Origin of the sequence: Pseudomonas sp. St29 (genome assembly GCF_001547915.1) — a bacterium.
GTDB lineage: Bacteria > Pseudomonadota > Gammaproteobacteria > Pseudomonadales > Pseudomonadaceae > Aquipseudomonas.
This window is the reverse complement of the sequence record NZ_AP014628.1, coordinates 41253-67185: the sequence shown is the minus strand read 5'-3', so window position 1 is coordinate 67185 and position 25933 is coordinate 41253. Positions and strand designations below refer to the sequence as shown.

Annotated in this window: 29 protein-coding genes; 9 read left to right on the top strand and 20 right to left on the bottom strand. The window is 63.8% G+C overall.

Annotated features, from left to right (window positions below; translation table 11 throughout):
* Complete coding sequence (locus PST29_RS00345) at positions 1 to 591, bottom strand: hypothetical protein (protein WP_060845053.1); 591 nt, start codon at positions 589 to 591, stop codon at positions 1 to 3.
* A complete protein-coding gene (locus tag PST29_RS00340) occupies positions 557 to 1297 on the bottom strand; it encodes an SURF1 family protein (protein ID WP_060842073.1) in 741 nt (246 codons plus the stop codon). Before PST29_RS00340 ends, PST29_RS00345 begins: the two co-directional genes overlap by 35 nt.
* Before the next feature lie 70 nt (positions 1298 to 1367).
* On the opposite strand from PST29_RS00340, the gene PST29_RS00335 reads away from it, so the two are divergent.
* Positions 1368 to 1571 carry a twin transmembrane helix small protein gene (locus tag PST29_RS00335; RefSeq protein ID WP_060836867.1) on the top strand — a complete coding sequence of 68 codons (204 nt, stop codon included), beginning with the start codon at positions 1368 to 1370 and terminating at the stop codon, positions 1569 to 1571.
* Between the two features lie 25 nt (positions 1572 to 1596).
* On the opposite strand, the gene PST29_RS00330 is transcribed toward PST29_RS00335, so the two are convergent.
* The 4 genes from PST29_RS00330 to coxB all read right to left on the bottom strand — a co-directional run bounded on the left by PST29_RS00330 (position 1597) and on the right by coxB (position 5992).
* Positions 1597 to 2484, bottom strand: a complete 888-nt coding sequence (locus tag PST29_RS00330) for a cytochrome c oxidase subunit 3 (RefSeq protein WP_060836866.1) — start codon at positions 2482 to 2484, stop codon at positions 1597 to 1599.
* A gap of 33 nt (positions 2485 to 2517) precedes the next feature.
* Entirely contained in the window at positions 2518 to 3075 is a 558-nt protein-coding gene (locus PST29_RS00325; RefSeq protein WP_060842072.1) for a cytochrome c oxidase assembly protein, read from the bottom strand.
* A 111-nt stretch (positions 3076 to 3186) separates the two neighbouring features.
* Positions 3187 to 4782 (bottom strand): cytochrome c oxidase subunit I, encoded by a 1596-nt coding sequence (gene ctaD, locus PST29_RS00320; RefSeq protein WP_060836864.1) that lies wholly within the window; start codon positions 4780 to 4782, stop codon positions 3187 to 3189.
* 82 nt (positions 4783 to 4864) lie between these two features.
* Positions 4865 to 5992 (bottom strand): cytochrome c oxidase subunit II, encoded by a 1128-nt coding sequence (gene coxB, locus PST29_RS00315; protein ID WP_060836863.1) that lies wholly within the window; start codon positions 5990 to 5992, stop codon positions 4865 to 4867.
* 370 nt (positions 5993 to 6362) lie between these two features.
* On the opposite strand from coxB, the gene PST29_RS00310 reads away from it, so the two are divergent.
* A complete protein-coding gene (locus PST29_RS00310) occupies positions 6363 to 7013 on the top strand; it encodes a hypothetical protein (RefSeq protein WP_060842071.1) in 651 nt (216 codons plus the stop codon).
* A gap of 65 nt (positions 7014 to 7078) precedes the next feature.
* On the opposite strand, the gene PST29_RS00305 is transcribed toward PST29_RS00310, so the two are convergent.
* From PST29_RS00305 to PST29_RS00295, 3 genes are all read right to left on the bottom strand, one after another.
* Positions 7079 to 8614: a SulP family inorganic anion transporter gene (locus PST29_RS00305; RefSeq protein WP_060836861.1), complete on the bottom strand. Its 1536-nt coding sequence runs from the start codon at positions 8612 to 8614 to the stop codon at positions 7079 to 7081.
* A 92-nt stretch (positions 8615 to 8706) separates the two neighbouring features.
* Positions 8707 to 9441, bottom strand: coding sequence for a carbonic anhydrase (locus PST29_RS00300; protein WP_011058446.1), 735 nt, complete (start codon positions 9439 to 9441; stop codon positions 8707 to 8709).
* A gap of 241 nt (positions 9442 to 9682) precedes the next feature.
* Positions 9683 to 10741, bottom strand: a complete 1059-nt coding sequence (locus PST29_RS00295) for a PA0069 family radical SAM protein (RefSeq protein ID WP_060842070.1) — start codon at positions 10739 to 10741, stop codon at positions 9683 to 9685.
* A 196-nt stretch (positions 10742 to 10937) separates the two neighbouring features.
* On the opposite strand from PST29_RS00295, the gene PST29_RS00290 reads away from it, so the two are divergent.
* Positions 10938 to 11354, top strand: coding sequence for a hypothetical protein (locus PST29_RS00290; protein WP_232513189.1), 417 nt, complete (start codon positions 10938 to 10940; stop codon positions 11352 to 11354).
* Here PST29_RS00290 and PST29_RS00285 read toward each other — a convergent pair.
* Genes PST29_RS00285 through PST29_RS00275 form a run of 3 tightly spaced genes read right to left on the bottom strand, consistent with a single transcriptional unit; the run spans position 11341 to position 15197 of the window.
* Positions 11341 to 12645 carry a c-type cytochrome gene (locus PST29_RS00285; protein WP_060842069.1) on the bottom strand — a complete coding sequence of 435 codons (1305 nt, stop codon included), beginning with the start codon at positions 12643 to 12645 and terminating at the stop codon, positions 11341 to 11343. The genes PST29_RS00290 and PST29_RS00285 overlap by 14 nt on opposite strands.
* A 12-nt stretch (positions 12646 to 12657) precedes the next feature.
* The gene (locus tag PST29_RS00280; RefSeq protein ID WP_060836858.1) at positions 12658 to 14442 is read right to left on the bottom strand and encodes a GMC family oxidoreductase; all 1785 of its coding nucleotides are present in this window, start codon (positions 14440 to 14442) and stop codon (positions 12658 to 12660) included.
* A 2-nt stretch (positions 14443 to 14444) separates the two neighbouring features.
* Positions 14445 to 15197 carry a gluconate 2-dehydrogenase subunit 3 family protein gene (locus PST29_RS00275; protein WP_060842068.1) on the bottom strand — a complete coding sequence of 251 codons (753 nt, stop codon included), beginning with the start codon at positions 15195 to 15197 and terminating at the stop codon, positions 14445 to 14447.
* Positions 15198 to 15487: 290 nt separating this feature from the next.
* Between PST29_RS00275 and PST29_RS00270 the strand changes: the two genes are divergently transcribed.
* A complete protein-coding gene (locus PST29_RS00270) occupies positions 15488 to 16147 on the top strand; it encodes a phosphatase domain-containing protein (RefSeq protein WP_060842067.1) in 660 nt (219 codons plus the stop codon).
* 121 nt (positions 16148 to 16268) lie between these two features.
* On the opposite strand, the gene PST29_RS00265 is transcribed toward PST29_RS00270, so the two are convergent.
* Both PST29_RS00265 and prlC read right to left on the bottom strand, forming a co-directional pair.
* Positions 16269 to 16547, bottom strand: a complete 279-nt coding sequence (locus PST29_RS00265; RefSeq protein WP_060836855.1) for a YheV family putative zinc ribbon protein — start codon at positions 16545 to 16547, stop codon at positions 16269 to 16271.
* Entirely contained in the window at positions 16544 to 18622 is a 2079-nt protein-coding gene (prlC, locus tag PST29_RS00260) for an oligopeptidase A (RefSeq protein ID WP_173664395.1), read from the bottom strand. The genes PST29_RS00265 and prlC overlap by 4 nt, the downstream gene beginning before the upstream one ends.
* 87 nt (positions 18623 to 18709) lie before the next feature.
* Here prlC and PST29_RS00255 point away from each other — a divergent pair, with 87 nt between their 5' ends.
* Both PST29_RS00255 and PST29_RS00250 read left to right on the top strand, forming a co-directional pair.
* Positions 18710 to 19255, top strand: a complete 546-nt coding sequence (locus tag PST29_RS00255; protein WP_060842066.1) for a gamma carbonic anhydrase family protein — start codon at positions 18710 to 18712, stop codon at positions 19253 to 19255.
* Positions 19256 to 19282: 27 nt separating this feature from the next.
* Entirely contained in the window at positions 19283 to 19939 is a 657-nt protein-coding gene (locus PST29_RS00250; RefSeq protein ID WP_060842065.1) for an HAD family hydrolase, read from the top strand.
* A 128-nt stretch (positions 19940 to 20067) separates the two neighbouring features.
* Here the strand turns inward: PST29_RS00250 and PST29_RS00245 are convergent, their stop codons facing one another.
* Positions 20068 to 21156: an aminopeptidase gene (locus PST29_RS00245; RefSeq protein WP_060842064.1), complete on the bottom strand. Its 1089-nt coding sequence runs from the start codon at positions 21154 to 21156 to the stop codon at positions 20068 to 20070.
* 164 nt (positions 21157 to 21320) lie between these two features.
* Between PST29_RS00245 and PST29_RS00240 the strand changes: the two genes are divergently transcribed.
* Entirely contained in the window at positions 21321 to 21740 is a 420-nt protein-coding gene (locus PST29_RS00240; RefSeq protein WP_060842063.1) for a PA0061/PA0062 family lipoprotein, read from the top strand.
* Positions 21741 to 21746: 6 nt separating this feature from the next.
* Here the strand turns inward: PST29_RS00240 and PST29_RS00235 are convergent, their stop codons facing one another.
* On the bottom strand, positions 21747 to 21980 hold the full coding sequence (locus PST29_RS00235; RefSeq protein WP_060836850.1) for a DUF1161 domain-containing protein: 234 nt from the start codon (positions 21978 to 21980) through the stop codon (positions 21747 to 21749).
* Between the two features lie 151 nt (positions 21981 to 22131).
* Complete coding sequence (locus tag PST29_RS00230; RefSeq protein ID WP_060836849.1) at positions 22132 to 22563, bottom strand: OsmC family protein; 432 nt, start codon at positions 22561 to 22563, stop codon at positions 22132 to 22134.
* A gap of 241 nt (positions 22564 to 22804) precedes the next feature.
* Here PST29_RS00230 and PST29_RS00225 point away from each other — a divergent pair, with 241 nt between their 5' ends.
* Positions 22805 to 23806, top strand: coding sequence for an LLM class flavin-dependent oxidoreductase (locus PST29_RS00225; protein WP_060842062.1), 1002 nt, complete (start codon positions 22805 to 22807; stop codon positions 23804 to 23806).
* Between the two features lie 62 nt (positions 23807 to 23868).
* Here the strand turns inward: PST29_RS00225 and PST29_RS00220 are convergent, their stop codons facing one another.
* Both PST29_RS00220 and PST29_RS00215 read right to left on the bottom strand, forming a co-directional pair.
* Positions 23869 to 24093 (bottom strand): DUF1161 domain-containing protein, encoded by a 225-nt coding sequence (locus PST29_RS00220; protein WP_060836847.1) that lies wholly within the window; start codon positions 24091 to 24093, stop codon positions 23869 to 23871.
* A 134-nt stretch (positions 24094 to 24227) separates the two neighbouring features.
* A complete protein-coding gene (locus PST29_RS00215) occupies positions 24228 to 24443 on the bottom strand; it encodes a dodecin (protein ID WP_016965134.1) in 216 nt (71 codons plus the stop codon).
* Between the two features lie 157 nt (positions 24444 to 24600).
* On the opposite strand from PST29_RS00215, the gene PST29_RS00210 reads away from it, so the two are divergent.
* Entirely contained in the window at positions 24601 to 24927 is a 327-nt protein-coding gene (locus PST29_RS00210; RefSeq protein ID WP_016965135.1) for a DUF883 family protein, read from the top strand.
* Here PST29_RS00210 and PST29_RS00205 read toward each other — a convergent pair.
* Positions 24924 to 25817 (bottom strand): LysR family transcriptional regulator, encoded by an 894-nt coding sequence (locus tag PST29_RS00205; protein WP_060842061.1) that lies wholly within the window; start codon positions 25815 to 25817, stop codon positions 24924 to 24926. The two genes, PST29_RS00210 and PST29_RS00205, sit on opposite strands and share 4 nt — an antisense overlap.
* Between the last annotated feature and the right edge of the window lie 116 nt (positions 25818 to 25933).

Sequence of the window (25933 nt, the reverse complement as noted above, 5' to 3'; positions counted from 1 at the left end):
TTATCCGATGTTCGACAGTTTCAGCAGATGGCGCAGGTCGTTGAGCAGGTCCTTGCCGTTGACCCGAGCGTCATAACGCAGCACCAGGTTGCTGTGGGGATCGACTATCCACAGCTGCGGCGCCTCCGGGTCGTGAACCCCCTTGGCGAAGGTCGCCAGGTCCAGGGGATAGCGTTGCAGCTGCGGGTATTCACGCTGCAGCCTGGCGGCGTACTCGGCACTCAGCGGCTGGGCACTGGCCAGGGCATGGCTGGCCCGGGAAGCGTCGCGCCCCAGGGCCACCTGGATCTGCCGCGCCAGGTACACCAGTTGCTGGCAGTCCGCCTCGCAGGCCTTGGGCGCGGTGACCAGGATCTGCCAGCGATCCTCCTCGGACTGCACGCCGATCTGCGCACGGGTCTGGCCGTTGCCGATCAGCTCGCCGTGGTAACTGCGGCTTTCCGGCACCCAGAACTGCAGCTTGTACATGCCGGTGGCCAGGATCATCGGACCGATCACCATCAGCAGGATCAGGATCAGCTGCCAGCGGCCGCGGCGCCGGTTGGCTGCTGGAACGTCAGAGATGTTGGGTGGATTCATGGCCGTTCCCATGGCGTTTCTCCCGTGCGTTGTGCCAGCCGAAATAGAGGTAGAGGGCAAACAGCGCCAGGGCCATGGCAAACCACTGCACGGCGTAGCCCTGGTGTTTTTCCGGTCCCATGGCCACCACCGGCCAAGCCGTCAGGTAGGCACCCGGACCGGACTCCTGGCGCACCTCGTGGTTGAAGCCACTGCGATCCAGCTCGGCCCAGAGTGCCTCCGGGGCCACGGCGGTGATCAGCCGCGGCCAGCGCGCAGCGGCCGGGTCGGCATGCAGTTGGAACACCGCTCCCGGAGAAACGTAGACCCAGGCATCCAGGCTCAGGCTCTGCTCCGGGGTGCTGAAGACCGGTGGCGTGCGCCGGTCGGGCCAGGGCAGCCAGCCCCGATTGACCAGCAGCCAGCGCCCGCTGGTCTGGTCGAGGAAGGGTTGCAGCAACTCGACCCCGGCCTGGCCGTCGTGCAGACGGTTGTCCAGCAGCAGGCTGTGCTCGACATCGAAATGGCCGTACAGGCGCAGGCGGCGAAAGGCCGGATCCTCGGCGCCCAGCAACTCCAGCAGCGGCACCGGCGGGGCCACACGGCGCTCGGCGTAACTGGCCAGCAGCTGGCGCTTCTGCTCGCCGCGCCCCAGTTGCCAGAAGCCCAGGTAAACCAGCACCGGCAGCAGCAACAGCACCACCAGGGTCGGCACGACGCCGGGCCGGAAGCCTTTCATGACCGGCCCGCAAGCTTGAGAAATCCACTCGCTATACTGCTGTACATCGCGTTCCCCCCGGAGTCCCAGCATGCTCAAAGCAGCCATCGTCCTGATGCTGATTGCCACGGTGATCAGCCTGTTCAGCGGCCTGTTCTTTCTGGTCAAGGACGACAGCCAATCCAAGCGCCTGGTGACCGCCCTGAGTGTTCGGGTGTGCCTGGCCGCGATCACCCTGGGCTTGATCGCCTGGGGTTTCTTCAGCGGCCAGCTGGTTTCCCACGCGCCCTGGTAGGGCGCAGCAACTCCTGAACAGCGCCTCAGAGCACGTAGACGAAGACGAACAAGCCGATCCACACCACGTCGACGAAGTGCCAGTACCAACTGGCCGCCTCGAAGCCGAACTGATGCTCGGCGTCGAAATGCCCGCGCATGATGCGCATCAGCATCACGAACAGGATCAAGGTGCCGATGGTCACGTGGGCCCCGTGGAACCCGGTGAGCATGAAGAAGGTCGCGCCGTAGATCCCCGAGCCCAGGGTCAGACCCAGTTCGTGATAGGCGTGGATGTATTCCTCGGCCTGGAAACCGAGGAAGGCGCAGCCCAGCAGCACGGTCAGCGCCAGCCAGATCTTCAGTGCACCGCGATGGCCTTTCTTCAGGGCATGGTGGGCGATGGTCACGGTGACGCTGGAACTGACCAGCAGCACGGTGTTGAGCAGCGGCAGGCCCCAGGGGCTGATGGTGGATTTGGGCGGTGGAAAGAGTTTCGGATCGGGGTTGTTGAGCAGTGGCCAGACGAACTCGAAGTTCGGCCAGAGCATATGGGCGATGCCCTTGTGCCCCTCACCGCCGAGCCAGGGCCCGGACAGGTGCCGCACATAGAACAGCGCACCGAAGAAGGCCATGAAGAACATCACTTCGGAGAAGATGAACCAGCTCATGCCCCAGCGGAACGAGCGATCGAGCTGGGCGCTGTACAGCCCGGCGCGACTCTCCTTGACCACCGCGCCGAACCAGCCGAACAGCATGTAGGCCAGCAGCAGGCCGCCAACGAAAAAGATCAGTGGCCCATGGGATTCCGGGCGCGCCGCCTTCAGATCGTTGAACCAGGTCGCCAGGCCGAACACGGTGACGAACATGCCCACCGTCGCGATGATCGGCCACTTGCTCTGGGCCGGAACGTAATAGTGCTCATGAGTCGCCATGGGTCGTTCTCCTTATCGGGCACGCCAGATCGTCTATCCACCGGTCTTGGCAGCCGCCGCCACCGGTGGATGACGCGCGGTGATATCGAACAGCGTGTAAGCCAGCGTCAGGTGCTTCACATCCTTGGGCATGTCGCGGTCAACGATGAAACGCACCGGCATCTCGATCTTCTCCCCGGGCTGCAGCACCTGCTGGGTAAAGCAGAAGCACTCGGTCTTGTGGAAGTACATGGCCGCGCTGCTGGGGGAAATGCTCGGGATGGCCTGAGCGCTCATCGGATGATCACTGGGGTTGCGGGCGATGAAGATCATCTCGTTCACCGCCCCGGGATGGACCACGATGTCATCGGCCTTGGGATAGAAATCCCAGACCATGTCGATGGCGTTGGTGGACAGGAACTGCACCCGCACCTGGCGCGACTCATCCACCTGCTGCCTCTGGTCCGCGTACTGCCCGCCGGTCTTGCCGTTGATCCCAAGGGCCTTGCACATCACGTCGTAGATCGGCACCAGGGCAAAACCGAAGACGAACATCGCCGTCACCACCAGCAACAGGCGGGTCACCAGTTTCTTCAGCGAGATCTCGGCCATCTCAACCTCCTCCCGAACCTGTAGGAGCCGGCTTGCCGGCGAACCGGGCGACGCCTTCCAGCGCCTGGCCCGACGCCTTCGCGAGCCAGCTCGCTCCTACAACACGGCTGTTCATTTCACTTCCGGCGGGGTGACAAAGGTGTGGTAGGGCGCCGGCGAAGGGATGCTCCACTCCAGGCCCTCGGCGCCTTCCCACGGCTTGGCCGGGGCCGGTTTGCCACCGCGAATGCACTTGATGACGATGAACAGGAAGAAGATCTGCGTGGCGCCGAAAGTGAAGGCGCCGATGGAGGAGACCATGTTGAAGTCGGCGAACTGCAGGTTGTAGTCCGGAATCCGCCGCGGCATGCCCGCCAGCCCGACGAAGTGCATGGGGAAGAACGCCATGTTCATGCCGACGAAGGACAGCCAGAAGTGCAGCTTGCCCAGGGTTTCGTCGTACATGTGCCCGGTCCACTTGGGCAGCCAGTAATAGGCCGAGGCGAAGATCCCGAAGATCGCTCCCGGCACCAGCACGTAGTGAAAGTGCGCCACCACGAAGTAGGTGTCCTGGTACTGGAAGTCCGCTGGGGCGATGGCCAGCATCAGCCCGGAAAAACCGCCAATGGTGAACAGGATGACGAAGGCCACGGCGAACAGCATCGGCGTCTCGAAGGTCAGCGCGCCCTGCCACATGGTGCTCACCCAGTTGAACACCTTGACCCCGGTGGGCACGGCGATCAGCAGGGTGGCGTACATGAAGAACAGTTCGCCCACCAGGGGGATGCCGACCACGAACATGTGGTGCGCCCAGACGATGAACGACAGGAAGGCGATCGCCCCGGTGGCATAGACCATCGAGGTGTAGCCGAACAGCGGCTTGCGGCTGAAGGTCGGGATGATCGAGCTGACCGCGCCGAAGGCCGGCAGGATCATGATGTACACCTCGGGGTGGCCGAAGAACCAGAACACGTGCTGGAACAAGACCGGGTCGCCGCCGCCGGCGGCACTGAAGAAGCTGGTGCCGAAGTGGATGTCCATCAGCATCATGGTCACGCAACCGGCCAGCACCGGCATCACCGCAATCAGCAGGAAGGCGGTGATCAGCCAGGTCCAGACGAACAGCGGCATCTTCATCAGGGTCATGCCCGGGGCACGCAGGTTGAGGATGGTGGCGATCACGTTGATCGCGCCCATGATCGAGCTGATGCCCATCAGGTGAATGGCGAAGATGAAGAAGGTCACGCTTTCCGGGGCGTAGGTGGTGGACAGCGGGGCGTAGAAGGTCCAGCCGAAGTTCGGCCCGCCACCGGGCATGAACAGGGTCGAGACCAGCAGCAGGAAGGCCGCCGGCAACAACCAGAAACTGAAGTTGTTCATCCGCGGCAGGGCCATGTCCGGGGCACCGATCATCAGCGGGATCATCCAGTTGGCCAGGCCGACGAAGGCCGGCATCACCGCACCGAAGACCATCACCAGGCCGTGCATGGTGGTCATCTGGTTGAAGAACGCCGGCTCGACGATCTGCAGCCCGGGCTGGAACAGTTCGGCGCGGATCACCATGGCGAACGAGCCGCCGAGGAGGAACATGCAGAAGCTGAACCACAGGTACAGGGTGCCGATGTCCTTGTGGTTGGTGGTCAGTACCCAGCGCATCAGGCCCTTGGCGGGACCATGGGCGTGGTCATCATGGCCGGCGTGGCCGTGGTCATCGATCACAGCACTCATGTCCTGTCTCCTGCGAGCGAATGGACGGGATGATCGGCAGCGACGTGCCGCGACCGCTTGCGCAAATACTCGATGAACCGGCTCATTTGCTTTCCGCCTGTTTCAGCGCCAGGACATCCTTGGGCGTCACCATGTCGCCCTTGTTGTTGCCCCAGGCGTTGCGTTCGTAGGTGACCACGGCGGCGATGTCGACTTCCGAGAGCTGCTTGCCGAACGCCGCCATGGCGGTGCCCGGCTTGCCGTGGAACACCAGGCTCAGGTGAGCCTCCTTGGGACCGGTGGCAATCTTCGAGCCCTTGAGCGCCGGGAACATCGGTGGCAGGCCCTGGCCCTCGGCCTGGTGACAGGCGACGCAGGTGGTGTGGTAGACCTTGTCGCCACGGGCCACCAGCTCGTCCAGGGTCCATTCCTTGCTGGTCAGCTCCTTGAGCTTGGCCGCCTCGGCCTTGCGTTCGCCGAGCCAGGTGTCGTAGTCGGCCTGACTCTTGACCTCGACCACGATCGGCATGAAGCCATGGTCCTTGCCGCACAGCTCGGCGCACTGGCCGCGGTAGATGCCGGGCTTGTCGACCCGGGTCCAGGCCTCATTGACGAAGCCGGGGATGGCGTCACGCTTGACCGCGAAGGCCGGCACCCACCAGGAGTGAATGACATCGGCGGCGGTCACCAGGAAGCGCACCTTGGCCCCCACCGGCAGCACCAGCGGCTGGTCGACTTCCAACAGGTAGTGCTCGCCCTTGGCGGTCTTGTTGTGGATCTGCTCGGCGGGAGTGGCCAGGTTGCTGAAGAACTCCACATCCTGGCCCAGGTACTTGTAGTGCCACTTCCACTGGTAGCCGGTGATCTGGATGTCCACGTCCGGCTCGCTGGTGTCGTACATCTTGATCAGCGTTGCCGTGGCAGGCACGGCCATGGCCACCAGGATCAGGAAGGGAATGATGGTCCAGAGGATTTCCACCGTGGTGCTTTCGTGGAAGCGGGCCGGGACCTGGCCGGTGGAGCGACGGTGCACGATCATCGACCAGAACATCGCGCCGAAGACGATCAGCCCGATCACCACACAGATCCAGAAGATGGTCATGTGCAGGTCGAATACCGCGTGGCTTATCTCGGTCGCCCCAGGCGTCATATTCACCGTCCAGGCGGCTTGCGCCTGGCTGAATACCGACCACAACAGGAGGCCCATCCAGACATGTGGATGTCGCATCATTGCGGGTTCCCCTTATCGTTCTTGTTATCCCGGAGGCTCAACACCTGCGGCAAGGGAGCGGCTGCCTAGACTACGAACTTAAACCGGCCGGGGCCTCGCTGCGTTTGCAGTCGAGCGTCATCAGCTAACTTCATTCCTTGGCGAGTATAGACAGCGACTCTCACCTCGCAACGCGCTGGCGAAAATCACCTGAAACGCCGGAAAAGGCCTTTGCAGGCCACGGCGCGAAAGGGGTCGGGAGCAGGGGCGCACACAACGATATAACCGCGATGACTAAGCATGAAATAATTATGACAAATGCGTCTTAACCGCTTTTGTAAGCACGCTAACTTATGTGCTCCCTATTCATGTCCTTGTCCCTGGAGTTTTCATGAACACCGTCGCATTGCGCGAGCAGATCCAGCTGGCCCAGCAACACGAAGCCAGCACGGGCCTTCTGACCCGTCAGCTGGAAACGCAACTGCCTCACCTGCACCCCTCCATCCAGCTGCCCGAAGTCGACGCCAAGGGCGTCCTGACCCGTTTCGTCAGCGCCTACATCGACCAGGTTCCGGACCTGCTGGACGCCGCCAACGCGGTGGCCCGCGAAGCCGGCATCGAGTCGCAGATCAAGCCGGTACTGAAGATCGCCGAGCAATTCTTCCTCCAGCCGCCGGCCATCATGGAGGGCCACGTCGGCCTCGACAGCCTGCTGGACGAAGCCTACCTGGCCCTGCGCCTGGTGGAGGAAGTCAACGACCTGTACATCAAGCATTTCGGCCGTCCGCTGATCCCCCTGGACATGACGGTCGCCAACCTCATCGCCCACCAACTGATCGGCGAAACCTTCGCCAACCAGCTGGATGAAGCGGTGCACCACGCCGTCGACGCCATGCTCAACGAAGAGAGCTTCGCCCTGGAATCGGTGGAAGCCTACCGCGACACACTCAACAGCCCGGACACCGAGGCCGCCTGGAAGCGTTGGCCCTGCCTGTCGCGCCAGCTGGGCGTGGAACTGGAACTGGACCAGCCCGCCGCCTGACCCCACTCCTCGCCAGCAAGGCTCGCTCCGGGCCTTGTGGCGAAGGGGCCAACCTCCTCGCCGACTCAACTGCGTACCGGCACCGCGCCCACGACACCGGCCGGGCTCAGCCGCCCCTCCAGACGCCGCCGCAAACCCCGCGCCTCGATCAACAACTTCGAGCCCCTGGCGCTGTTGGCCCGTGCCCATTCCTCCAGCAACTCCAGACAGGCGTGATCGATATAGCTCAGGTGATTGAGCGGCACATGCACGGTGCTGCCCGGTGCAATCGTCGCCAGCACCCGCGTCAGGGCCGGGACCTTGAGAAAGGTCGCCGCGCCCACCAGGCGCAACTCCAGCTCGCCCTCGCGCTCCAGCCCGATCAGGCTGATCTTCAGGCGCGCAGCCTTGAACGCCAGCTTGGCCAGAGTCAGGGCAAAGCCGATCAGCACCCCGGTCAGCAGATCACTGAAGACAATCGCCAGGGCCGTCAGCGCGTAGGTGAACATCGGCATGCGCCCGTAACGCCCCAGGCCGCGAAAGGCCTTCAGGTCCACCAGTTTGCAGCCGGTATAGACCAGCACCCCGGCCAGGCTCGCCACCGGAATGCTCTGCAGCACGCTGGACAGCAGCAACACGAAAGCCAGCAGCCACAGACCATGGAACACCGTCGAGAAACGGGTCTGGGCCCCGGCCTGGACGTTGGCCGAGCTGCGCACGATGACCCCGGTCATCGGCAGGGCGCCCAGCAGGCCGCAGAGCATGTTGCCCACGCCCTGGGCCGAGAGTTCCCGGTCGAAATCCGAACGCACCCCGCTGTGCATGCGATCCACGGCCGCCGCCGAGAGCAGGGTTTCGGCACTGGCGATGAAGGCCACGGCGAAGGCCGCCACCAGCAGGGTCGGGTCCGCCAGATCGAGCAGGTCGGCGGGGCGCAGCCAGTCGATGGCCTCGGCCAGGTTGGCAGGCACCTCGACCCGCTTCACTTCCAGGGCCAGGAGCAGGCTGGCCAGGGTCGTCAGTCCCACCCCCAGCAAGGCACCGGGAATGAATCGCAGTGCCCGGGGCCGCCACCGGTCCCAGCCCCACATCAGCGCCATGGTCGACAGCCCCAGCAGGCCGGCCTGCCAGCCCAGGCTCGGCAAGGCCTGGGCCAGGGTCCGGGGCAAGCCGAGGAGGTTGTCCAGCCCCGAAGCCAGGGGCGCGGCATCGAACATCACATGCACCTGGGACAACACGATCAACACCCCGATACCCGCCAGCATGCCGTAGACCACCGCCGGCGCCGTGACCCTGAACCAGCAGCCCAGACGCAGGCGCCCGGCGAGCAATTGCAGCAACCCGGCCAACAGCAGGATCGGCCCGAGCATGGCCACGCCGTGCTGGCGCACCAGTTCGAACACCAGCACCGCCAGCCCGGCGGCCGGGCCGCTGACCTGCAACGGCGAGCCCGCCAACCAGCCCACCACCAGGCCACCGATGATCCCGGTAATCAGCCCCTTGGCCGGTGGCAGACCGGAAGCGATGGCAATCCCCATGCACAGGGGCAGGGCCACCAGGAACACCACCACCGAAGCCAGCAGCTCCCGGGGCAGGACATTTTTCAGCTGTGCTGCACGCATGACGCATCTCCCGACATTTTCTTCAGGCGTGGCAAAGCCGGGCTGCCAAACGGCAGCCCTGGCTACAACCACTCAGGGGGATTTAGGGGGATTCAGAAGCGCGCTTTGGGCGTCGCCACTGGGATCGGATGGCTGCCATCGAGCGGCAGGAAGCAACCCTTATCCGCGTCGTAGGCCTTGATCGAGCTGGTTTCGATGTCGTAGACCCAGCCATGGATGAACAACTGGCCGTTGGCCATGCGCGAGGCCACGGAAGGGTGGGTGCGCAGGTGCTGCAACTGGGCGATGACGTTCTCTTCGGTCAGCACATGCATGCTGGACGACTCGTCGGCGCAATCGCAGTTCTCGTGGACCATGGTCCGCGCCACTTCGGCATGGCGCAGCCAGGCCTTGACCGTGGGCATCTTCTCCAGGCTCTGGGGATTGAGCACCGCACGCATGGCGCCGCAGTCCGAATGCCCGCAGACGATGATGTGATGCACCCCCAGGGCCAGCACCGCGTACTCGATCGCCGTGGACACACCACCGTTCATCTGCCCGTAAGGCGGCACCACGTTACCCACGTTGCGGGTCACGAACAGGTCGCCCGGGGAGCTTTGGGTGATGAGTTCGGGAACGATGCGCGAATCGGCACAGGCAATGAACATCGCCCGTGGCCGCTGGGCCGTGGCCAGTTTCTTGAACAACTCTTCCTGCTGCGGGAAGACTTCATGATGGAAATGCAAAAAGCCGTCAACGATATGCTGCAGCGCTGCATCGGCGGTTTCGGCAACCTCGGTGGGTGCGGGAGCCGACGCAGCCAACGGCTGTTTATCCTTGTCACTCATGATTCAGCCTCTCTGTCGGATTTGGTGAATTTTCCAGAATTATCCGGCACGACGCCAGCAATCGATTAAAAAACAACCGAGCCGCCGAACGCGACCAATGGGTCACTCGATGAACAAAGTAGCCACAAAAACTTAACTCAAACTGAATGCAAGGCTCTAGAACGCCACTATTGGCGATAGCAAAAGGTGACCGGCGGCCCTCGGCCAACGCCGCCCACCCCTCAAGATAGGCCAATGCCGCTCAGAGCAACGACATCTGTCCGCCGGGCGGACAGAAGGCCGAGCAGTCGAGATCGAACCCCTCGCGGCGATTGAGCCCCAGACGCCTGAGAGCCTTGGCAAAACGCTGGGCCAGCAGGTCGGCGAAAGGTCCCTCACCGCGCATGCGGCTGCCAAAGCGACTGTCATACAGCTCACCGCCGCGGCTCTGGCGGATCAGGCTGAGCACATGGGCAGCCCGTTGCGGGTAATGCGCTGCCAGCCATTCCTCGAACAGCGGCGCCACCTCCAGGGGCAGGCGCAGCATCATATAGGCGGCGCTCTGCGCCCCGGCGGCATGGGCCTCGTTGAGCAGGCTTTCCAGCTCGCTGTCGTTGATCATCGGGATCATCGGCGAACACAGCACCCCGACCGGAATGCCTGCTTCACGCATCACCCGGATCGCCCGCAATCGCGCCTTGGGCGCCGCCGCCCGGGGTTCGAGAATGCGCTTCAACTCATCGTCCAGGGTGGTCAGGCTGATCATCACCGCCACCAGCCGCTGCCGGGCCAGCTCGGCCAGCAGGTCCAGGTCGCGCAGGATCAGCGAGCCCTTGGTGACGATGGTCACCGGGTGCCGGTAGCGCAGCAGCACCTCCAGGGTGCGCCGGGTCAGTTGCTGCTCGCGCTCGATGGGCTGATAGGGATCGGTGTTGGACCCCAGGTTGATCGGGGCGCAGCGATAGCCGGGCCTGGACAACTGCTGCTCCAGCAGGGCGGCAGCGTTGCTCTTGGCGATCAGCTTGGTTTCAAAGTCCAGCCCCGGCGACATGTCCCAGTAAGCGTGGCTGGGCCGCGCGTAGCAGTAGATGCAGCCATGCTCGCAACCGCGATAGGGATTGATCGAACGGTCGAAGGGCAGGTCCGGCGAACTGTTGCGGGTGATGATTGACTTGGCCGTTTCAAAACGCACCTCGGTGCCCTGGGTCAGCGGCACCTCCTGATACCAGCCGTCGTCCTCGGCCACCGAACGCTTGGGCGCGAAACGGTTGTGCGGATTGCTCGCGGTGCCGCGACCACGGGGAGGCAGAGGGGTGAACATGGGAGCGCTCCATTACTGTATGCGCATACAGTAATGAAGTCGGATTTATCTGACCAGCACCGCCGGACCGAAACACACCCGCAAGCAAACCTACCCCCGCGCGACGCAGGCCTTAACGCACCTTCGCCGGCAAGCCGGCTCCTACAGGTTTGTGGTGTTAGGGTATAAGGCAGGCTCAAACAACAGGAGCGCAAACATGCCCAGGACGCCCGGCACGCTGGAAAAGATCTTCTACGCGGCGGATGCCTACCTCCCCAGCTACGAACAAGGCGCCGACCTGATCATCGTCAGGGCGCCCGATGGCCAGCTCTGGGGCCTGGCCTGCGAATTCGAGCTGTGCACCCAGGACATCGAAAAGGCCGCGGTGAGCGTCCAGCAACCCTTCGATGAAGCGGACCCGAAGTTCGCCGAAGTGCGCTGGAGCCCCCACCACGATGGCATCGGCCTGCTCCCGGCAAGCTGGGAAGACCTGATGAACGCCGGGCTGGCGGACTGCATCGCCGGCTATCAGCTGCAAAGCCGCTTGGGCATCCAGCGCTTCACCCAGGGCACAACAGCCAGCGCCGGACCGACGCCCGCAGCGGGCGCCGGCCTTGACGCTAGTGACGAGTGAAGGGCCCCAAATCGTCGTTGGACCTGCTCTGCAGGTCGCCCTTGCGCAGCGCGGCCACGTCCCCGGGCTTGACCGACGAAGCCTGATTGCCCCAGCTGCTGCGGATGAAGTTGACCACGTCGGCCACCTCCTGGTCCGACAGGCGCCAGGCGAAGGGCGGCATGGTGAAGGTCGACGGCGCGCTGTGGGTGGCTGGCAAGGTGCCGCCCTTGAGCACGATGTGGATCAGCGAGGTGGCATCCGCCGACTGCAGCACCGGGTTGCCCGCCAACGCCGGGAACACCCGGGTGTAGCCATGGCCGTCGGTACGGTGGCAGGCCGCGCAGTTGTCGATGTACACCGCCGCGCCGGGCTTGCTGTCGTCACCGTTCCACAGGGCTTGGGCCACCTGCTGGTCATACGTGTGCGGCAGGTCCTTGGGGTCCTTGGCCGGCAGTGACTTGAGGTAGCGGGCAATCGCCGTCAGGTCGGCCTCGCTCAGGTACTGCATGCTGTGCACCACCACATCGCTCATGCCGCCGAACACCGCGCTGCGATCGCTGCGGCCGGTCTTGAGAAACTGCACCAGCTGCTCTTCGCTCCAGCTGCCCAGGCCGTCCTGGTGATCGCCCCGCAGGTTCTTGGCGATCCAGCCTTCCAGCGGTGCGCTGCCGGAGAGGAAAGCACTGCCGTCGCTGGCGCTCAGGCCCTTCTCCTGCATGGTCAGGGCCCGAGGCGTATGGCAGGCGCCGCAGTGGCCCAGGCCTTCCACCAGGTAGGCGCCGCGACTGATCACCGGGTCGCTGCCGGCCGCCAGTGCCGGGGTTTCCACGCTCGGGGCGAACATCCAGCGCCAGATCGACAACGGCCAGCGCATGCTCAGGGGCCAGGGAATGTCGCTGTCCTGATTGTCCCTGGCCACCGGCGCCACGCCCTTCATGAAGTAGGCGTAGAGCGCCTGCATGTCGGCGTCGCTGACCCGGGCATAGGACGGGAAGGGCATGGCCGGGTACAGGGTACTGCCGCCCTTGGCCACGCCATGGCGCACGGCCTGGTCGAAGTCCTCGAAGCTGTAGTCGCCGATGCCGGTCTTGTCCGGGGTGATGTTGGTGGAATAAATCACGCCGATGGGGGTTTCCATCGGTAGCCCGCCGGCGAACGGCTTGCCGTCCTTGGCGGTGTGGCAGGCCACGCAGTCTCCGGCGCGGGCCAGGTATTCGCCCTGTTGCACCAGGGCCTGCTGATCCGCTTCGGCGGCGCTGACCGAGGCGCTGCCCAGCAGGGCCAGGGTGGCGATAACGAGTGCTTTCATGGTCATCGCTCCTTATGCCTGCACCAGCGGGCCGGGGTTCTTCAGGTACTGCTCGCGGATCGCCCGGGCCGACCAGTAGGTCAGCGCCGCCACCAGGCCGGTGGGGTTGTAGCCCAGGCCCTGGGGGAAGGCCGAAGCCCCGGGAACGAAGACGTTGTGCACGTCCCAGCTCTGCAAGTAGCGGTTCAGGGCGCTGGTCTTGGGATCGGTGCCCATGATCGCGCCACCGTTCAGGTGGGTGGTCTGGTAGGACGCGGTGTTGAAGCGCTCACCCACCTGCTTGCCCAGCCGGGCAATGGCCTTGGGGTTCATCGCCTCGGCGATCTTGCCCATCTTCTCGACCATGAAGCGGTTCATCTTGATGTCGTTTTCCTGCCAGTCGAAGGTCATCCGCAGCAGCGGCAAGCCGTAGGCATCGCGGTACACCGGGTCCAGATCCAGGTAGTTGCCACGGTAGGACTGATGCGCGCCGTGGGCGTCCATCGACACCTGGTGGGTGTAGTAGTCGGCGGTGGCTTTCTTCCAGGCGCTGCCCCAGGCCGGAGTGCCCGGCGGGTTCGAGGTGCCGGCAATCGGCCGGCTGCCGGCCTGGTTGACCCACATCGGCGAGCCGCCGACGAAGCCGTGCGGGCCGTGGTCGAAGTTGTCGGCGTTGAAGTCGTCCACCGCCACGCCGTTGCCGCCGGCGCCGATGAAGTTGTTGGTGTGCACGTCCTTGTCGAAGTAGGCCTTGATGGTGGCCATGTTCTGGTAGGCGAAGTTCCTGCCCACCACGCCTTCGCCGCTGATCGGGTCGTAGGGCTTGCCGATGCCCGACAGCAGCATCAGCCGCACGTTGTGCAACTGGAAGGCGCCGAGGATCACCAGGTCCGCCGGCTGCTCGATCTCCCGGCCCTGGCCGTCGACATAGGTGACGCCGGTGGCGCGGGTCTTGCTGCTGTCGAGGTTGACCTTGAGCACGTGGGAATTGGGGCGCAACTCGAAATTCGGCAGCGGCTTGAGGGCCGGCAGAATGTTCACATTGGGCGAGGCCTTGGAATACATGTAGCAGACGTAGCCACTGCAGAAACCGCAGAAGTTGCACGGCCCCATCTGCGCGCCATAGGGGTTGGTGTAGGGCCCCGAGGTATTGGCCGACGGCAGGTTGTAGGGTTTGTAGCCCACCTCACTGGCGGCTTTCTGAAACAGCTGTGCGGAATAGGTGTTCTTCTGCGACTCCAGCGGGAAGTGGTCCGAGCGATCCGGCGCATAGGGGTTGCCGCCCTTGCCTTCGCCCACTCGCTGGCCCTTCACGGTCCAGGCCTGGCCGGAGGTGCCGAAGACCTTTTCCGCGAAGTCGAAGAACGGCTCCAGCTCTTCATAGCTGACACCGAAGTCCTGGATGGTCATGTCCTTGGGGATGAAGCTCTTGCCGTAGCGCTCTTCGTAGTGACTGCGCATGCGCAGTTCGATGGGGTCGACTCGAAAGTGCACCCCGGACCAGTGCAGGCCGGCACCGCCCACGCCGTTGCCCGGCAGAAAGGCGCCCAGTTGCCGGTTGGGCAGGGCCACCTCGTTGACGCTGTGGCGAATGGTCACCGTCTCCTTGGAAATGTCCTGGAAGAGTTTCTTGCGCACGCTGTAGGTGAGCTCGTCGATCACCTGGGGATAGCTGCCGTCAGGGTAGGTGTCCTGCATCGGCCCACGCTCCAGCGCCAGCACGTTGAGCCCGGCCTCGGTCAGCTCCTTGGCCATGATCGCGCCGGTCCAGCCGAAACCGACGATCACCGCGTCGACCTTCTTCATCACTGTGGTCATGTTCAAGCCCTCTCGCCGCGAATCGATACTGCCGGGAAGGGGTACTGCTCGTTGCGTTCCACCCAGTCCATGAAATCGGCGCGCGCGCCGGGAAAGCCGATCAGGGTCCAGCCCACCAGGCCTTTATTGCCGCCATGGATCGGGTCGCTGAAGAAGCCTTCCTTGGTGTTCTGCAACAGCAGATTGAAGAAAAGCTTGGCCGGGACCGCCTCGAACTGCGGGGTTCCGGCTTCCAGCTGCTTGAGCAAAGCGTCTCGGGTAGCGCTGTCTTGCGCGGCAAAAACTTGACCCTTGAGGTCTTTGCACCATGCATCCACGGCGGCAATGCCCAGGCGATAGATGTCCTTGGGCACCAGCTTGCTCTGCCAGCCCATCTCCGGCGCGGCGTCGGCCTTGAACGGGCCTTGCATGTACCACAGGGCACCGGCGGCGTAGGGGGTGTTCATTTGCCGGTCGATGTACTCCGGCACCCCGGCTTCCAGGGCACCCGGGCCCATGTCGTCGGCGGGAATCAGGCGGTCCACCGCGGCCTTGATGAAGGCCCACTCTTCGGCGCTGAAGTAGCTCGGTTCATAGCTCGGGCTGCCCGTGGGCAGCTTGCCCGGCGCCGCCGGCCTGGCTGGGGCCGCCGCTTCGGGAGCCGCCGCCAGCATGGAACTGCCCAGGCCGGTACTGGCGACAGTGACCACGGGGATCAGGGTCAGGGATTTACGCAAGAACTCACGCCGCGGGTTGTCTCGATCTTGATCGGACATCGGTGCACCTCATCAGGCATTGATGGATTGGTCAGCCGCGTCATGGCGCGACTTTATGTTTGGGCAACGCAAAAAGCCGGGCCAGGCCCGGTGGATGAACACATCAGCAAACTTTGGTTACAAATGGTAGCAGGCTAAGCATCTGGATGAATCGTTTCAGGCGAAAAAGATCTTAGGCGGCCGGATATGGCCCATCCGCTTCACATTTCTTTGACGGCCGGCTCACAGGGCTTTGACCGAGCGTGGCGGACACTGGATGACATTCAATGCCCTCATTCAGTGACCCTCACATGTCCAGAACCCGATTCATTGCTGCACTTTGTCTGTCGCTGCTGGCACTGATCGCCGGGCCACAGGTCCGGGCCGCCGATACTTCCGCCAATCGCCCGGAGCAATGGGCGCAGCCGGTGGAGAAGCAATACAACCTGTATCAGATGTCGCCGACCCTGTACCGCAGCGCCCTGCCGGACAAGGGCGCGGTGCCCCTGCTGGAAAAACTCAAGGTCGGGACCGTGATCAACTTCCTTCCGGAGTCCGACTCCAGCTGGCTGTCGAGTCCGGGCATCAACCAGGTGCAGTTGCCCTACCGCACCAACCATGTGGATGACGCCGACGTGCTCAAGGCCCTGCGCGCCATCCAGAGCGCCGAAGCCCAGGGCCCGGTGCTGATGCACTGCAAACATGGCTCGGACCGCACCGGCCTGATGTCGGCCATGTACCGGGTGGTGGTCCAGGGTTGGAGCAAAGAGGAAGCACTGAATGAAATGACTCAAGGCGGATTTGGCGACAGTTCCCACTTCAAGGACGGCATTCGCTACATGATGCAGGCCGATGTCGACAAGTTGCGCACCGCGCTGGCCAATGGCGACTGCAGCACCAGCGTGTTCGCCACCTGTTCGGTGAAGAGCTGGTTCGAGACGGTGGGCGCGACCAAGCCGCTGAGCCACTAAGCACCGCCCCCTCTGTAGGAGCGAGCTTGCTCGCGAAAGCGCAGGTGGTGAGGGAAGGGGGTGGCGAATGGCTTCGCCGGCAAGCCGGCTCCTGCGAGGGAGCCGGCTTTTTACTGCCTGGTCAGTCGGTTTTTTTCTTCAACTTGGGGTTGGGGAAAAACTGCACCGATTGCACCTTGGTATCGGCGGCCTTGGGGGCCGCGTGGTTGACCCGGGTTCCCAGTTCCTTGGGCACCGACAGCCCCTGGGCGTTGAGGGTGTCGGCGTAGCCACAGGCCACGCACTCGCGATGGGGCACGTCGTCCTCGCTCCACATCATCAGCTTGTCCTGCTCACTGCACGCCGGGCACACCGCCCCGGCGATAAAGCGTTTCTTAGTCTTCACGGGTGCGTCACTCATGCTGCCGCGTCCTCGCTGAGGCCGCTATGGCGCAAGAGTGCGTCAATCGACGGCGCCCGTCCGCGGAAGTCGACGAACAGCACCATCGGCTCCTGGGAACCGCCACGGGCCAGGATCGCCTCGCGAAAGGCGCGCCCGGTGGCTGGGTTGAGCACACCCTCTTCCTCGAACCTGGAGAAAGCATCGGCCGACAGCACTTCCGCCCATTTGTAGCTGTAGTAACCCGCCGCATAACCACCGGCGAAGATGTGGGCGAAGCTGTTGGGGAAGCGGTTGTAGGCCGGCGGACGCATCACCGAGACTTCGTCACGCACGGTTTCCAGCACTTGCAGCACGCTGCGGCCGTCGCCGTGGGTGGCATGCAGTTCGAAGTCGAACAGCGAGAATTCCAGCTGGCGCACCATCATCAGCCCGGACTGGAAGTTCTTCGCCGCCAGCATCTTCTGCAGCAGGTCCTGGGGCAGCGGCTCGCCGGTTTCATAGTGACCGGAGATCAGCGCCAGGCCTTCGGGCTCCCAGCACCAGTTCTCCATGAACTGGCTCGGCAGTTCCACCGCGTCCCAGGCCACGCCATTGATGCCGGAAACCCCGGCATGCTCGACCCGGGTCAGCAGGTGGTGCAGGCCATGGCCGAATTCGTGGAACAGGGTGGTGACTTCGTCGTGGGTCAGGAGTGCAGGCTTGCCGCTGTCGGCCGGGGTGAAGTTGCACACCAGGTTGGCCACCGGGCTCTGCAATACGCCGCCCACGGTGCGGCGACGGTCACGGGCGCCGTCCATCCAGGCACCGCCGCGCTTGTTGGAGCGGGCGTAGAGGTCGAAGAAGAAGCGACCGACGTGCTGGCCGTTTTCCTTGATCTCGAACAGGCGCACGTCCGGGTGCCAGCTGTCGAAGCCTTGCTGTTCGGCGATCTCGATGCCGTACAGGCGCTGGACGATGGCGAACAGGCCGCCAAGTACCTTGTCGATGGGGAAGTAGGCGCGCAGGGCTTCCTGGGACACGCTGTAACGCTGCTCGCGCAGCTTCTCGCCATAGAAACCGCTGTCCCAGCTTTGCAGGTCGGGGCAACCCTGTTCGGCGGCATAGGCCTTGAGCTGCTCCAGGTCCTGAGCGGCAAAGGGTTTGCTGCGCTTGGCCAGGTCCCGCAGGAAGCTCAGCACCTGATCGCTGGACTCGGCCATCTTGGTGGCCAGGCTGAGTTCGGAAAAGCTGGCAAAGCCCAGGAGCTTGGCCAATTCCTGACGCAGGTCGAGGATCTCTTCCATCACCGGGCCGTTGTCGTGCTGACCGGCGTTAGGGCCTTGGTCCGACGCCCGGGTGCAGTAGGCGGCATAGACCTCTTCACGCAGGGCCCGGTCCTGGGCATAGGTCATCACCGCGTAGTAGCTGGGGAATTCCAGGGTGATCAGCCAGCCGTCCAGGCCCTTGGCCTGGGCCGCGGCGGCCATCTGCGCCTTGGCCGAATCGGTCAGGCCGGCCAGGGCCGCTTCGTCGGTAATGTGCTTGGTCCAGGCCTGGGTGGCGTCCAGCAACTGGTTGGAGAAACGGCTGGCCAGCTCGGACAGCTTGCTCTGCACCTGCGCGTAGCGCTGCTGCTGCTCCGGCGGCAGGTCGATGCCCGAGAGGCGGAAGTCCCGCAGGGAGTGCTCGAGGATGGTCTTCTGCGCCACGTCGAAACCGGCGGCTTCGGGGCTCTTGGCCAGGGCGTCGAAAGCCTGGAACAGCTCGCGGTTCTGGCCCATTTCCGTGGAGTAGGCGCTCAAGGCCGGCAGGCAGGCCTCGTAGGCTTCACGCAGTTCGGCGCTGTTGCACACCGCGTTGAGGTGGCTGACCGGGCTCCAGGCCGCGCTCAGGCGATCATTGAGCTCGTCCATGGCCAATACCAGCCCGGCCCAGGTGGGCTGGGTGGCTTGGGTCTTGAGGATTTCAGCGATGGCGGCGCGGTTGTCAGCCAGGATCTGTTCGATGGCCGGTTGCACATGCTCGGCGCGGATCGCCGAGAACGGCGGCAGGTCGTAGGGCTGCAGAAGAGGGTTGTTCACACTCACGGTGGGCACCTTGGCTGGAAGAAACATGCAGGGAAACGTAGCACCATCTTAATTACAATGAGCGGCCACCGCAGCTATAGCCCCCATTAATAAATCTCAGAGAGGCATTCGCACTTGGCCATTCGCAGCTATCAGAACCACACCCCGAGCCTGGGCGAACGGGCCTTTGTCGACCACTCGGCCGTGGTCATCGGCGATGTGGAAATCGGCGCCGACAGCTCGGTCTGGCCACTGACGGTGATCCGCGGCGACATGCACCGCATCCGCATCGGCGCGCGCACCAGCGTGCAGGACGCCAGCGTGCTGCACATCACTCACGCCGGCCCCTTCAACCCCGACGGCTTCCCGCTGCTGATCGGCGACGACGTGACCATCGCCCACAAAGTCATGCTCCACGGCTGCAGCATCGGCAGCCGGGTACTGATCGGCATGGGCAGCATCGTCATGGACGGCGCGGTGGTGGAAGACGAGGTGATCGTCGGCGCCGGCAGCCTGGTGCCACCGGGCAAGCGCCTGGAAAGCGGCTTCCTGTATGTCGGCAGCCCGGTGAAGCAGGCGCGCCCGCTGACCGACAAGGAACGGGCGTTCTTCACCTACAGCGCCGCCAACTACGTGAAACTCAAGGACCTGCACCTGGCCGAAGGCTACGACCGGCCCTGATCCGCTACTGACTGCCGAGGAACCGCCATGCATTACCAAACCGTCCTGTTCGACCTCGACGGCACCCTGACCGATCCCCGCGAAGGCATTACCCGCTCGATCCAGTTCGCCCTGGGCCAGTTGGGTATCGACGAACCGGACCTGACCCGCCTGGAACATTTCATCGGCCCGCCGCTGTTGCAGGCCTTCATGCAGTTCTACGGTTTCGACGAGGCCCGGGCCTGGGAGGCGGTGAACTTCTATCGCGAACGCTTCAAGGTCACCGGCCTGTACGAGAACCGCGTCTTCGACGGCGTCACGCCGCTGCTGGAAACCCTCGGCGGGCAAGGGCGCCAGCTGTACATCGCGACCTCCAAGCCCTGGGTCTTCGCCCGGGAAATCGCCCGCCACTTCGACTTCGCCCGCCACTTCAAGGTGATCTACGGCAGCGAACTGGACGGCACCCGCACCGACAAGGTGGAACTGATCGCCCACGTGCTGGAACAGGAACAGCTGGACCCCGCCACGACCCTGATGGTCGGCGACCGCAAGCACGACCTGATCGGTGCCAAGCGCAACGGCCTGGACGCGGCAGCGGTGGGCTATGGCTTTGGCAGCCGCGAGGAGTTGAGCGCCGAGGCGCCGGCCTATCACTTCGAGACGCTGGCCGAGCTGCATCAGGCGTTTTTGCGCTCCCAGGGTTAATGCCGATCAGTTAAGGACAGCGCTGTAAGAGCTTGCTTCCACTGGCGCGCGCAGCGGTCCTAGAAATGGGACTGCTCCGCAGTCCAGCGGGAGCAAGCTCCCTCGCCACAAGGTATTCGCCCTGGTTCCTACGTAGCGGGTGCAGCGTCTTGCAGCCGCACTAAAGCGGCCTTGCGCTGCTCGGCCGGCAAGTGCCCCAGCGTTTCCACGGCGCGAAAGAAAGCCGGCCAATCCCCGTTCACCTGCTTGAACAGCGCGGCAAACGCCGGCACCCACTGGTCGTACAGGCCGAAAGGCAGCAAGCGGGCGTTGTTCAGCGGCTGGTCGATCCAGGCGTCATAGCGCTTGGAACCGGCCCACTGACTGTCGCGCATCTGCCGGTAATCCCGGCGCAAAGTCTCGAAGGCCTGCGCCTTGCGCTGGCGCATCTGCTCGGCGGGCAAGGGCAGGGCATACAGGCGCTCCAGGCGCTGGCGGGTGTCCAGCAACAGTTGGATGAACTGATCGCGCTGACGCACGTCGGTATTGTCCTGGGGCGCCAGCCCGCGATAGGCCCGCCATTGCCGGGTGCCTTCCTGCTCGACGAAGGTGGCGAAGGATTCGTTGAACTGGGTGTCGTCCTTCACATAGACGCGCTGATGCGCCAGCTCATGGAAGATCAGGGTCGCCAGGCGTTCATCGCCCCAGTGCATCATCGAGCTGATGATCGGGTCATCGAACCAGCCCAGGGTCGAATAGGCCTCCACCCCGCCAATCGCCACGTCCATGCCCTGTTGCCGCTGCAGCGCCGCCTCGCCGCGAGCCGCGCCCTGGCTGTAATAGCCGCGATAGGCCACGCAACCGGCAATGGGAAAGCAGTGAGTCTGCGGGCTCAGGGAGAACTCCGGCGTAGCGAACACATTCCACACCACATAGGGCCGGCCGATGTCGACATACAGCCGGTAGCTGCGGTTGTCCGGCAGGTGCAGGTGCCGGCTGGCAAAGTCCCGGGCCTGTTGCGACTGGGCCAGGTGGGCCCGCAGGGTCGGGTCACGGGCGGGATCTGCCAGCACCTCGGCCACCGGGGTGCGCGCCCGCAACAGTTGCAACTGGCCGCTGGCCAGTTGGCCGTAGTAACCCAGGCTGCTGCAGCCGCTGAGCAGGCCAAGCACCAGGATCGGCAGCAGGAGACGCGAAACGGCATCACGTATCCGATGGCATGAAGGCGGCCTGTTCAATGTGCATCATCCACAGAAAATCTGCCGGCAAGACTATCTCGCCAGCCCGACGCTGCGCCAGGCACCCGTGACGCCAGCGCAAAGGCCCGCAACACGAGCAGAGGGCTGCCAAGGTCGCTGATCAGCGTTATGCTCGAATTCCCCACGCTCAATCGGCCACTGTCATGCGCCACTTACTGCTCGCCCTCAGCCTCGCCGCCCTCGGCGCCTGCTCCAGCCCCTTGCCCAACGTCGATCCCCAGCAGGCCTGGATCGACCTGGCCACGCCGACTCCGGGTGGCAAGCTGGTCATGGCCGAGCGCCTGGACAACCAGCGCCTGAGGGACGGTCGCTACTTCCAGGTCAGCCCCGGCAGCCACGAATTGATGGTGCGCTTCGATTTCGAAGTGTTCAGCGGCGGCATGGGCATGAACAACGACCCCCAGGAGCGCCTGTGCTACCTGAGCCTGCGCTACGACCATTTCCAGGGCGGCCAGCGCTATCGCCTGGAAGCGCGCAACCTGGCCTTCACCCCCAGCGCCCGGCTGTACAACGCCCAGGGCGAGATCGTGGCCGAGGAGCGGATGATCAACTGCGTGCCCTGACGCGGCTCAGCGATCGTTCTTCTGGTAGATGATCTTCTTGGTGCCGTTCTCACAGCTGCCGACCACCATGTTGTTGTCATGGACTTCGTCGTTGGTGACGATTTCCAGGGTGTAGGAAGGCACGCCCTGAGCCTGGATCTTGGCTTCGATCTCGGCCTTGAGTTCATCACAAGGCTTGGGGGCGGCGAGGGCCGATGTGGCCAGCGCGCAACTTGCAACCGCCAAGGCAAAACGTTTCATGATCTAAAGCTCCCTTACTGCGGCGCGCACGAGGGTGCACTGAAGCCGCCGTCGCGTATTCGACCACAGGTGCTTGTGCGCCGCACAGACGCCTTTGCCGGCAAGCCGGTTCCCGCAGACCGCTGCAGGAGCCGACTTGCCAGCAAAACCATCAGCCCAGCAGCGTCGCGTCCAGGCTGATCTTGGCGTTGAGCACCTTGGACACCGGACACCCTTCCTTGGCCTTGTTGCTCAGTTCGGTGAACTGCTGCTGGCTGGCGCCGGGGATCTTCGCCTTGAGGATCAGGTGCACCGCCGTGATGGCGAAGCCGCCGTCGACCTGATCCAGGGTCACTTCGGCCTGGGTGTCGATGCTGTCCGCCTTGAGCCCGGCCTCGCCGAGAATCATTGAAAAGGCCATGGAGAAGCACCCCGCATGGGCGGCCCCGATCAACTCCTCCGGATTGGTGCCCTTGCCGCCCTCGAAACGGGCCTTGAAGCCGTAGGGCGCCTCGCGCAATACCCCGGTTTCGGTCGAGATCGAGCCGATGCCGGTTTTCAGATCACCTTCCCAATGCGCCGAGGCTTTCTTTTTGATACTCATCTCTTTCTCCTCAAGAACCGATGCGAAAGCTCGCACCACGCTGGTTTCTGTTGCCTAAGGGTTCTGAGGATAGATCTGATGGCAAAGTTCAGCCGGTGTGCAGCGGCGCTCTTTACCCGACAAATTCACTCTGACTATTGAATCTCGGGTATATGCCCACATTGCATAGATCTGACTTACAGATTTCGGCAGGTTTTGGCTCATGACAAAGGCCTGCGCACCCTCAAGGAGAAGCAGGCTTATGAAACCGCTGTCCGCTGTTAAATTCTCGACCCTCGACCTGGTGCCCGTGCGTGAAGACGGCAGCCCGGCGCAGTCTCTGCGCAACTCCCTGGACCTGGCGCAACACGTGGAAAAGCTCGGCTACACGCGCTTCTGGGTTGCCGAGCACCACAACATGGACGGTATCGCCAGCTCCGCCACCTCGGTACTGATCGGCTATCTGGCCGGTGGCACCTCGACCATTCGCGTCGGCTCCGGCGGGGTGATGCTGCCCAACCACGCGCCGCTGGTGATCGCCGAACAGTTCGGCACCCTGGAAAGCCTGTACCCGGGACGCATCGACCTCGGCCTGGGCCGGGCGCCGGGTTCCGACCAGATGACCGCCCGGGCCCTGCGTCGGGAGCGCTCCGGCAGCGCCGACGACTTCCCCGAGGACGTGGCGGAACTGATGTCCTATCTCGGCCCACGGACCCCGGAACAACGGGTGATCGCGATGCCGGGCAGCGGGACCAACGTCCCGGTGTGGCTGCTGGGCTCCAGCCTGTTCAGTGCGCAATTGGCCGGGGAACGGGGTTTGCCCTACGCCTTCGCCTCGCATTTCGCACCGCGCTACCTGCATGAGGCGATTCGCGTCTATCGCAATCACTTCAAGCCTTCGGCGGTGCTCGACAAGCCCTATGTGATGCTGGGGGTGCCGCTGGTGGCGGCCGATAGCGATGAACAGGCCGACTACCTGGCGACCTCGGTGTACCAGCGGATCCTGGCGCTGATGCGCGGCCAGAGCCTGGTACAGCGCAAGCCGGTGACCAGCATGGACGGCCTGTGGCTGCCCCACGAGAAGGAAGCGGTGTCGAGTTTCCTCGGCCTGGCGATGATCGGCAGCCCGGCGAAAATCCGCGCCAAGCTCGAAGTCCTGATCGAACAGACCGGCGCCGATGAGCTGATCTTCACCTGCGATCTGCACGAGCACGCCGATCGGCTGCACTCCTACGAGCTGCTGTCACAGGTGATGCAAGGCTAAATTGACAGGCATAAAAAAGCCGACGCCCAGGCGTCGGCTTTTTATTGAACATCTACAGGGGTTCAACCGCGCTTGTAGACAATCTCCTTGGAACCCGCTTCGCAGGTTCCAACCACTTTGCCATCCGCCGCCGCGCCTTTGTCGACCACTTCCAGCGAATAATGCTTGGCGCCCTTGGCGTCGATCTTCGCGGCGATCTCGCTTTTCAGCTCCTCGCACGGCTTGCCGGCGGCAAGGGCTGTTCCCGCAAGACTCAACAAAGCAGCTGCTAATACTAGTTTTTTCATCGGTCGCATTCCCTGGTCGGATCAAAAGAGGCGGCGTTGACGCCAGCCTGACAGAGGCTCAAGACAGTTGTAGCGCTTTGCCATTTCCTATGGCACTCGGCCAGCGCACAAGTTCCAGAGCCTAGCTCAAGCTTTTAACTATTGGCAATCCGGAAGCCGACCTTGAGGGTGACCTGAAAATGCGCGGCCTTGCCGTCCTTGATATGGCCGCGGGTTTCGGTCACTTCGAACCACTCCAGGTGCTTGATGCTTTTATGCGCCTCGGCCAGCGCGTTATTGATTGCCTCTTCGATGCTGTTCGGCGACGAACCCACCAGTTCGACTTTCTTGTAGGTGTGATGATCAGTCATGGCGCTCTCCTTTTTTGCTGTGAAATACAGCCTAGCAGTGATTTTTCTTATTACTTGGGGCGCCATTGCTCACGGCTAGTTCAGATTTTCTGCACTTTCCGAACGGGCCGCAGTCGGAACCTACAGAGTCCGTTCACTACCCTGCAGGAGAGCCGACATGGCCAACACCTCGTTACGCAAAGCCTCACTGGAAAGTATGGAAGCCGAGATCGAAAGCCTGCTCAAATCCCTGGAAAGCCTCAAGGACGATGCGACCGACGAATCGCGCAAGACCCTCAAGGCCCTCAAGAGCAACGCCGAGAATGCCCTCAAGCATTCCCGCAGCCTGATCAGCGATGCCTATGAAGAAGTCAAAGTGAAAACCCGGGAAACCGGTATCGCCACCCGCGACTACGCCCAGGAACACCCGTGGGCGACCGCCGGTGTCGCGGTCGGGGCCATCGGCCTGCTGGCCGCCTACCTGCTGTGCAAGCGCGGCAACTAAACCGGCTGGCGCAGTTCGTTTTTCAACCACTGCGCCAACTGTCGGGCGCGCCCATCCGCGGCGCGCTTGGGTAACCACAGTGCCAGTTGCCCCGGGGTGTCGGAAAACCCCCACGGGGCAACCAGCCTGCCCGCCAGCAAGTCCTCGGCCACCAGCGGCTCCGGCGCGATTGCCACGCCCAGCCCGGCCACCGCCGCTTCCAGCAAGTAATACAGATGTTCGAACCCCTGCCCGTACTTCAGCGCCTCGGCGGCGATGCCGTTGTGTCGAGCCCAGCTGGGCCAGGCCTGGGGACGCGACGTGGTGTGCAGCAGCGACTCCGCGCCAAGGGCCGTGGCCGGCGCCGTGCGCAACCGCGAGTAACCGCCATAGCGCGGGCTGAGCACCGGCCCGATGCGCTCGCAGGCCAGCTCATAGACCTGCATGTCCGCCGGCCACGGCGGCTCGGCAAACACCAGCAGGGCATCCAGCCCCGGGCGCCGGGGATCCAGGTCCCCTTCACCGGCGGAGAGGTGCAGGCGCAGGTCCGGCAGGTCGGCATTCAGGCGCCCCAGGCGCGGAATCAGCCAGCGCGCCAGCAGGCTGCCGGAGCAACCCAGGACGAACGGCGCGTCGGCGCTGCCCCGGGTCAGCTCGCCGCAGACGTCCCGCAGCCGCTCGAAGGCCTCGCTGCTGGCATCGCGCAGCCGAACCCCGGCATCTGTGAGTTTAATGCCACGTCCATCCTTGACGAACAGGCTCAGGCCCAGGTGTTCCTCCAGCACTTTCAACTGCCGGCTCACCGCGCCATGGGTGACATGCAGTTGTTCGGCAGCCTGGCTGACGCTGTTAAGCCGGGCGGTGGCTTCGAAGGCCCGCAGGGCATTCAGGGGGGGCAGGTCGCGGCTCATGGGATAGGTGAGTTTTCCTGACAGGTTGCGGCGATCTTATCGGTTTTCAGCCTTCGGTGTCAGGGGTAGAGTGAGCCCCATTGTCTTTCCACGAATTTGTCTTTCCCCACCCTTGC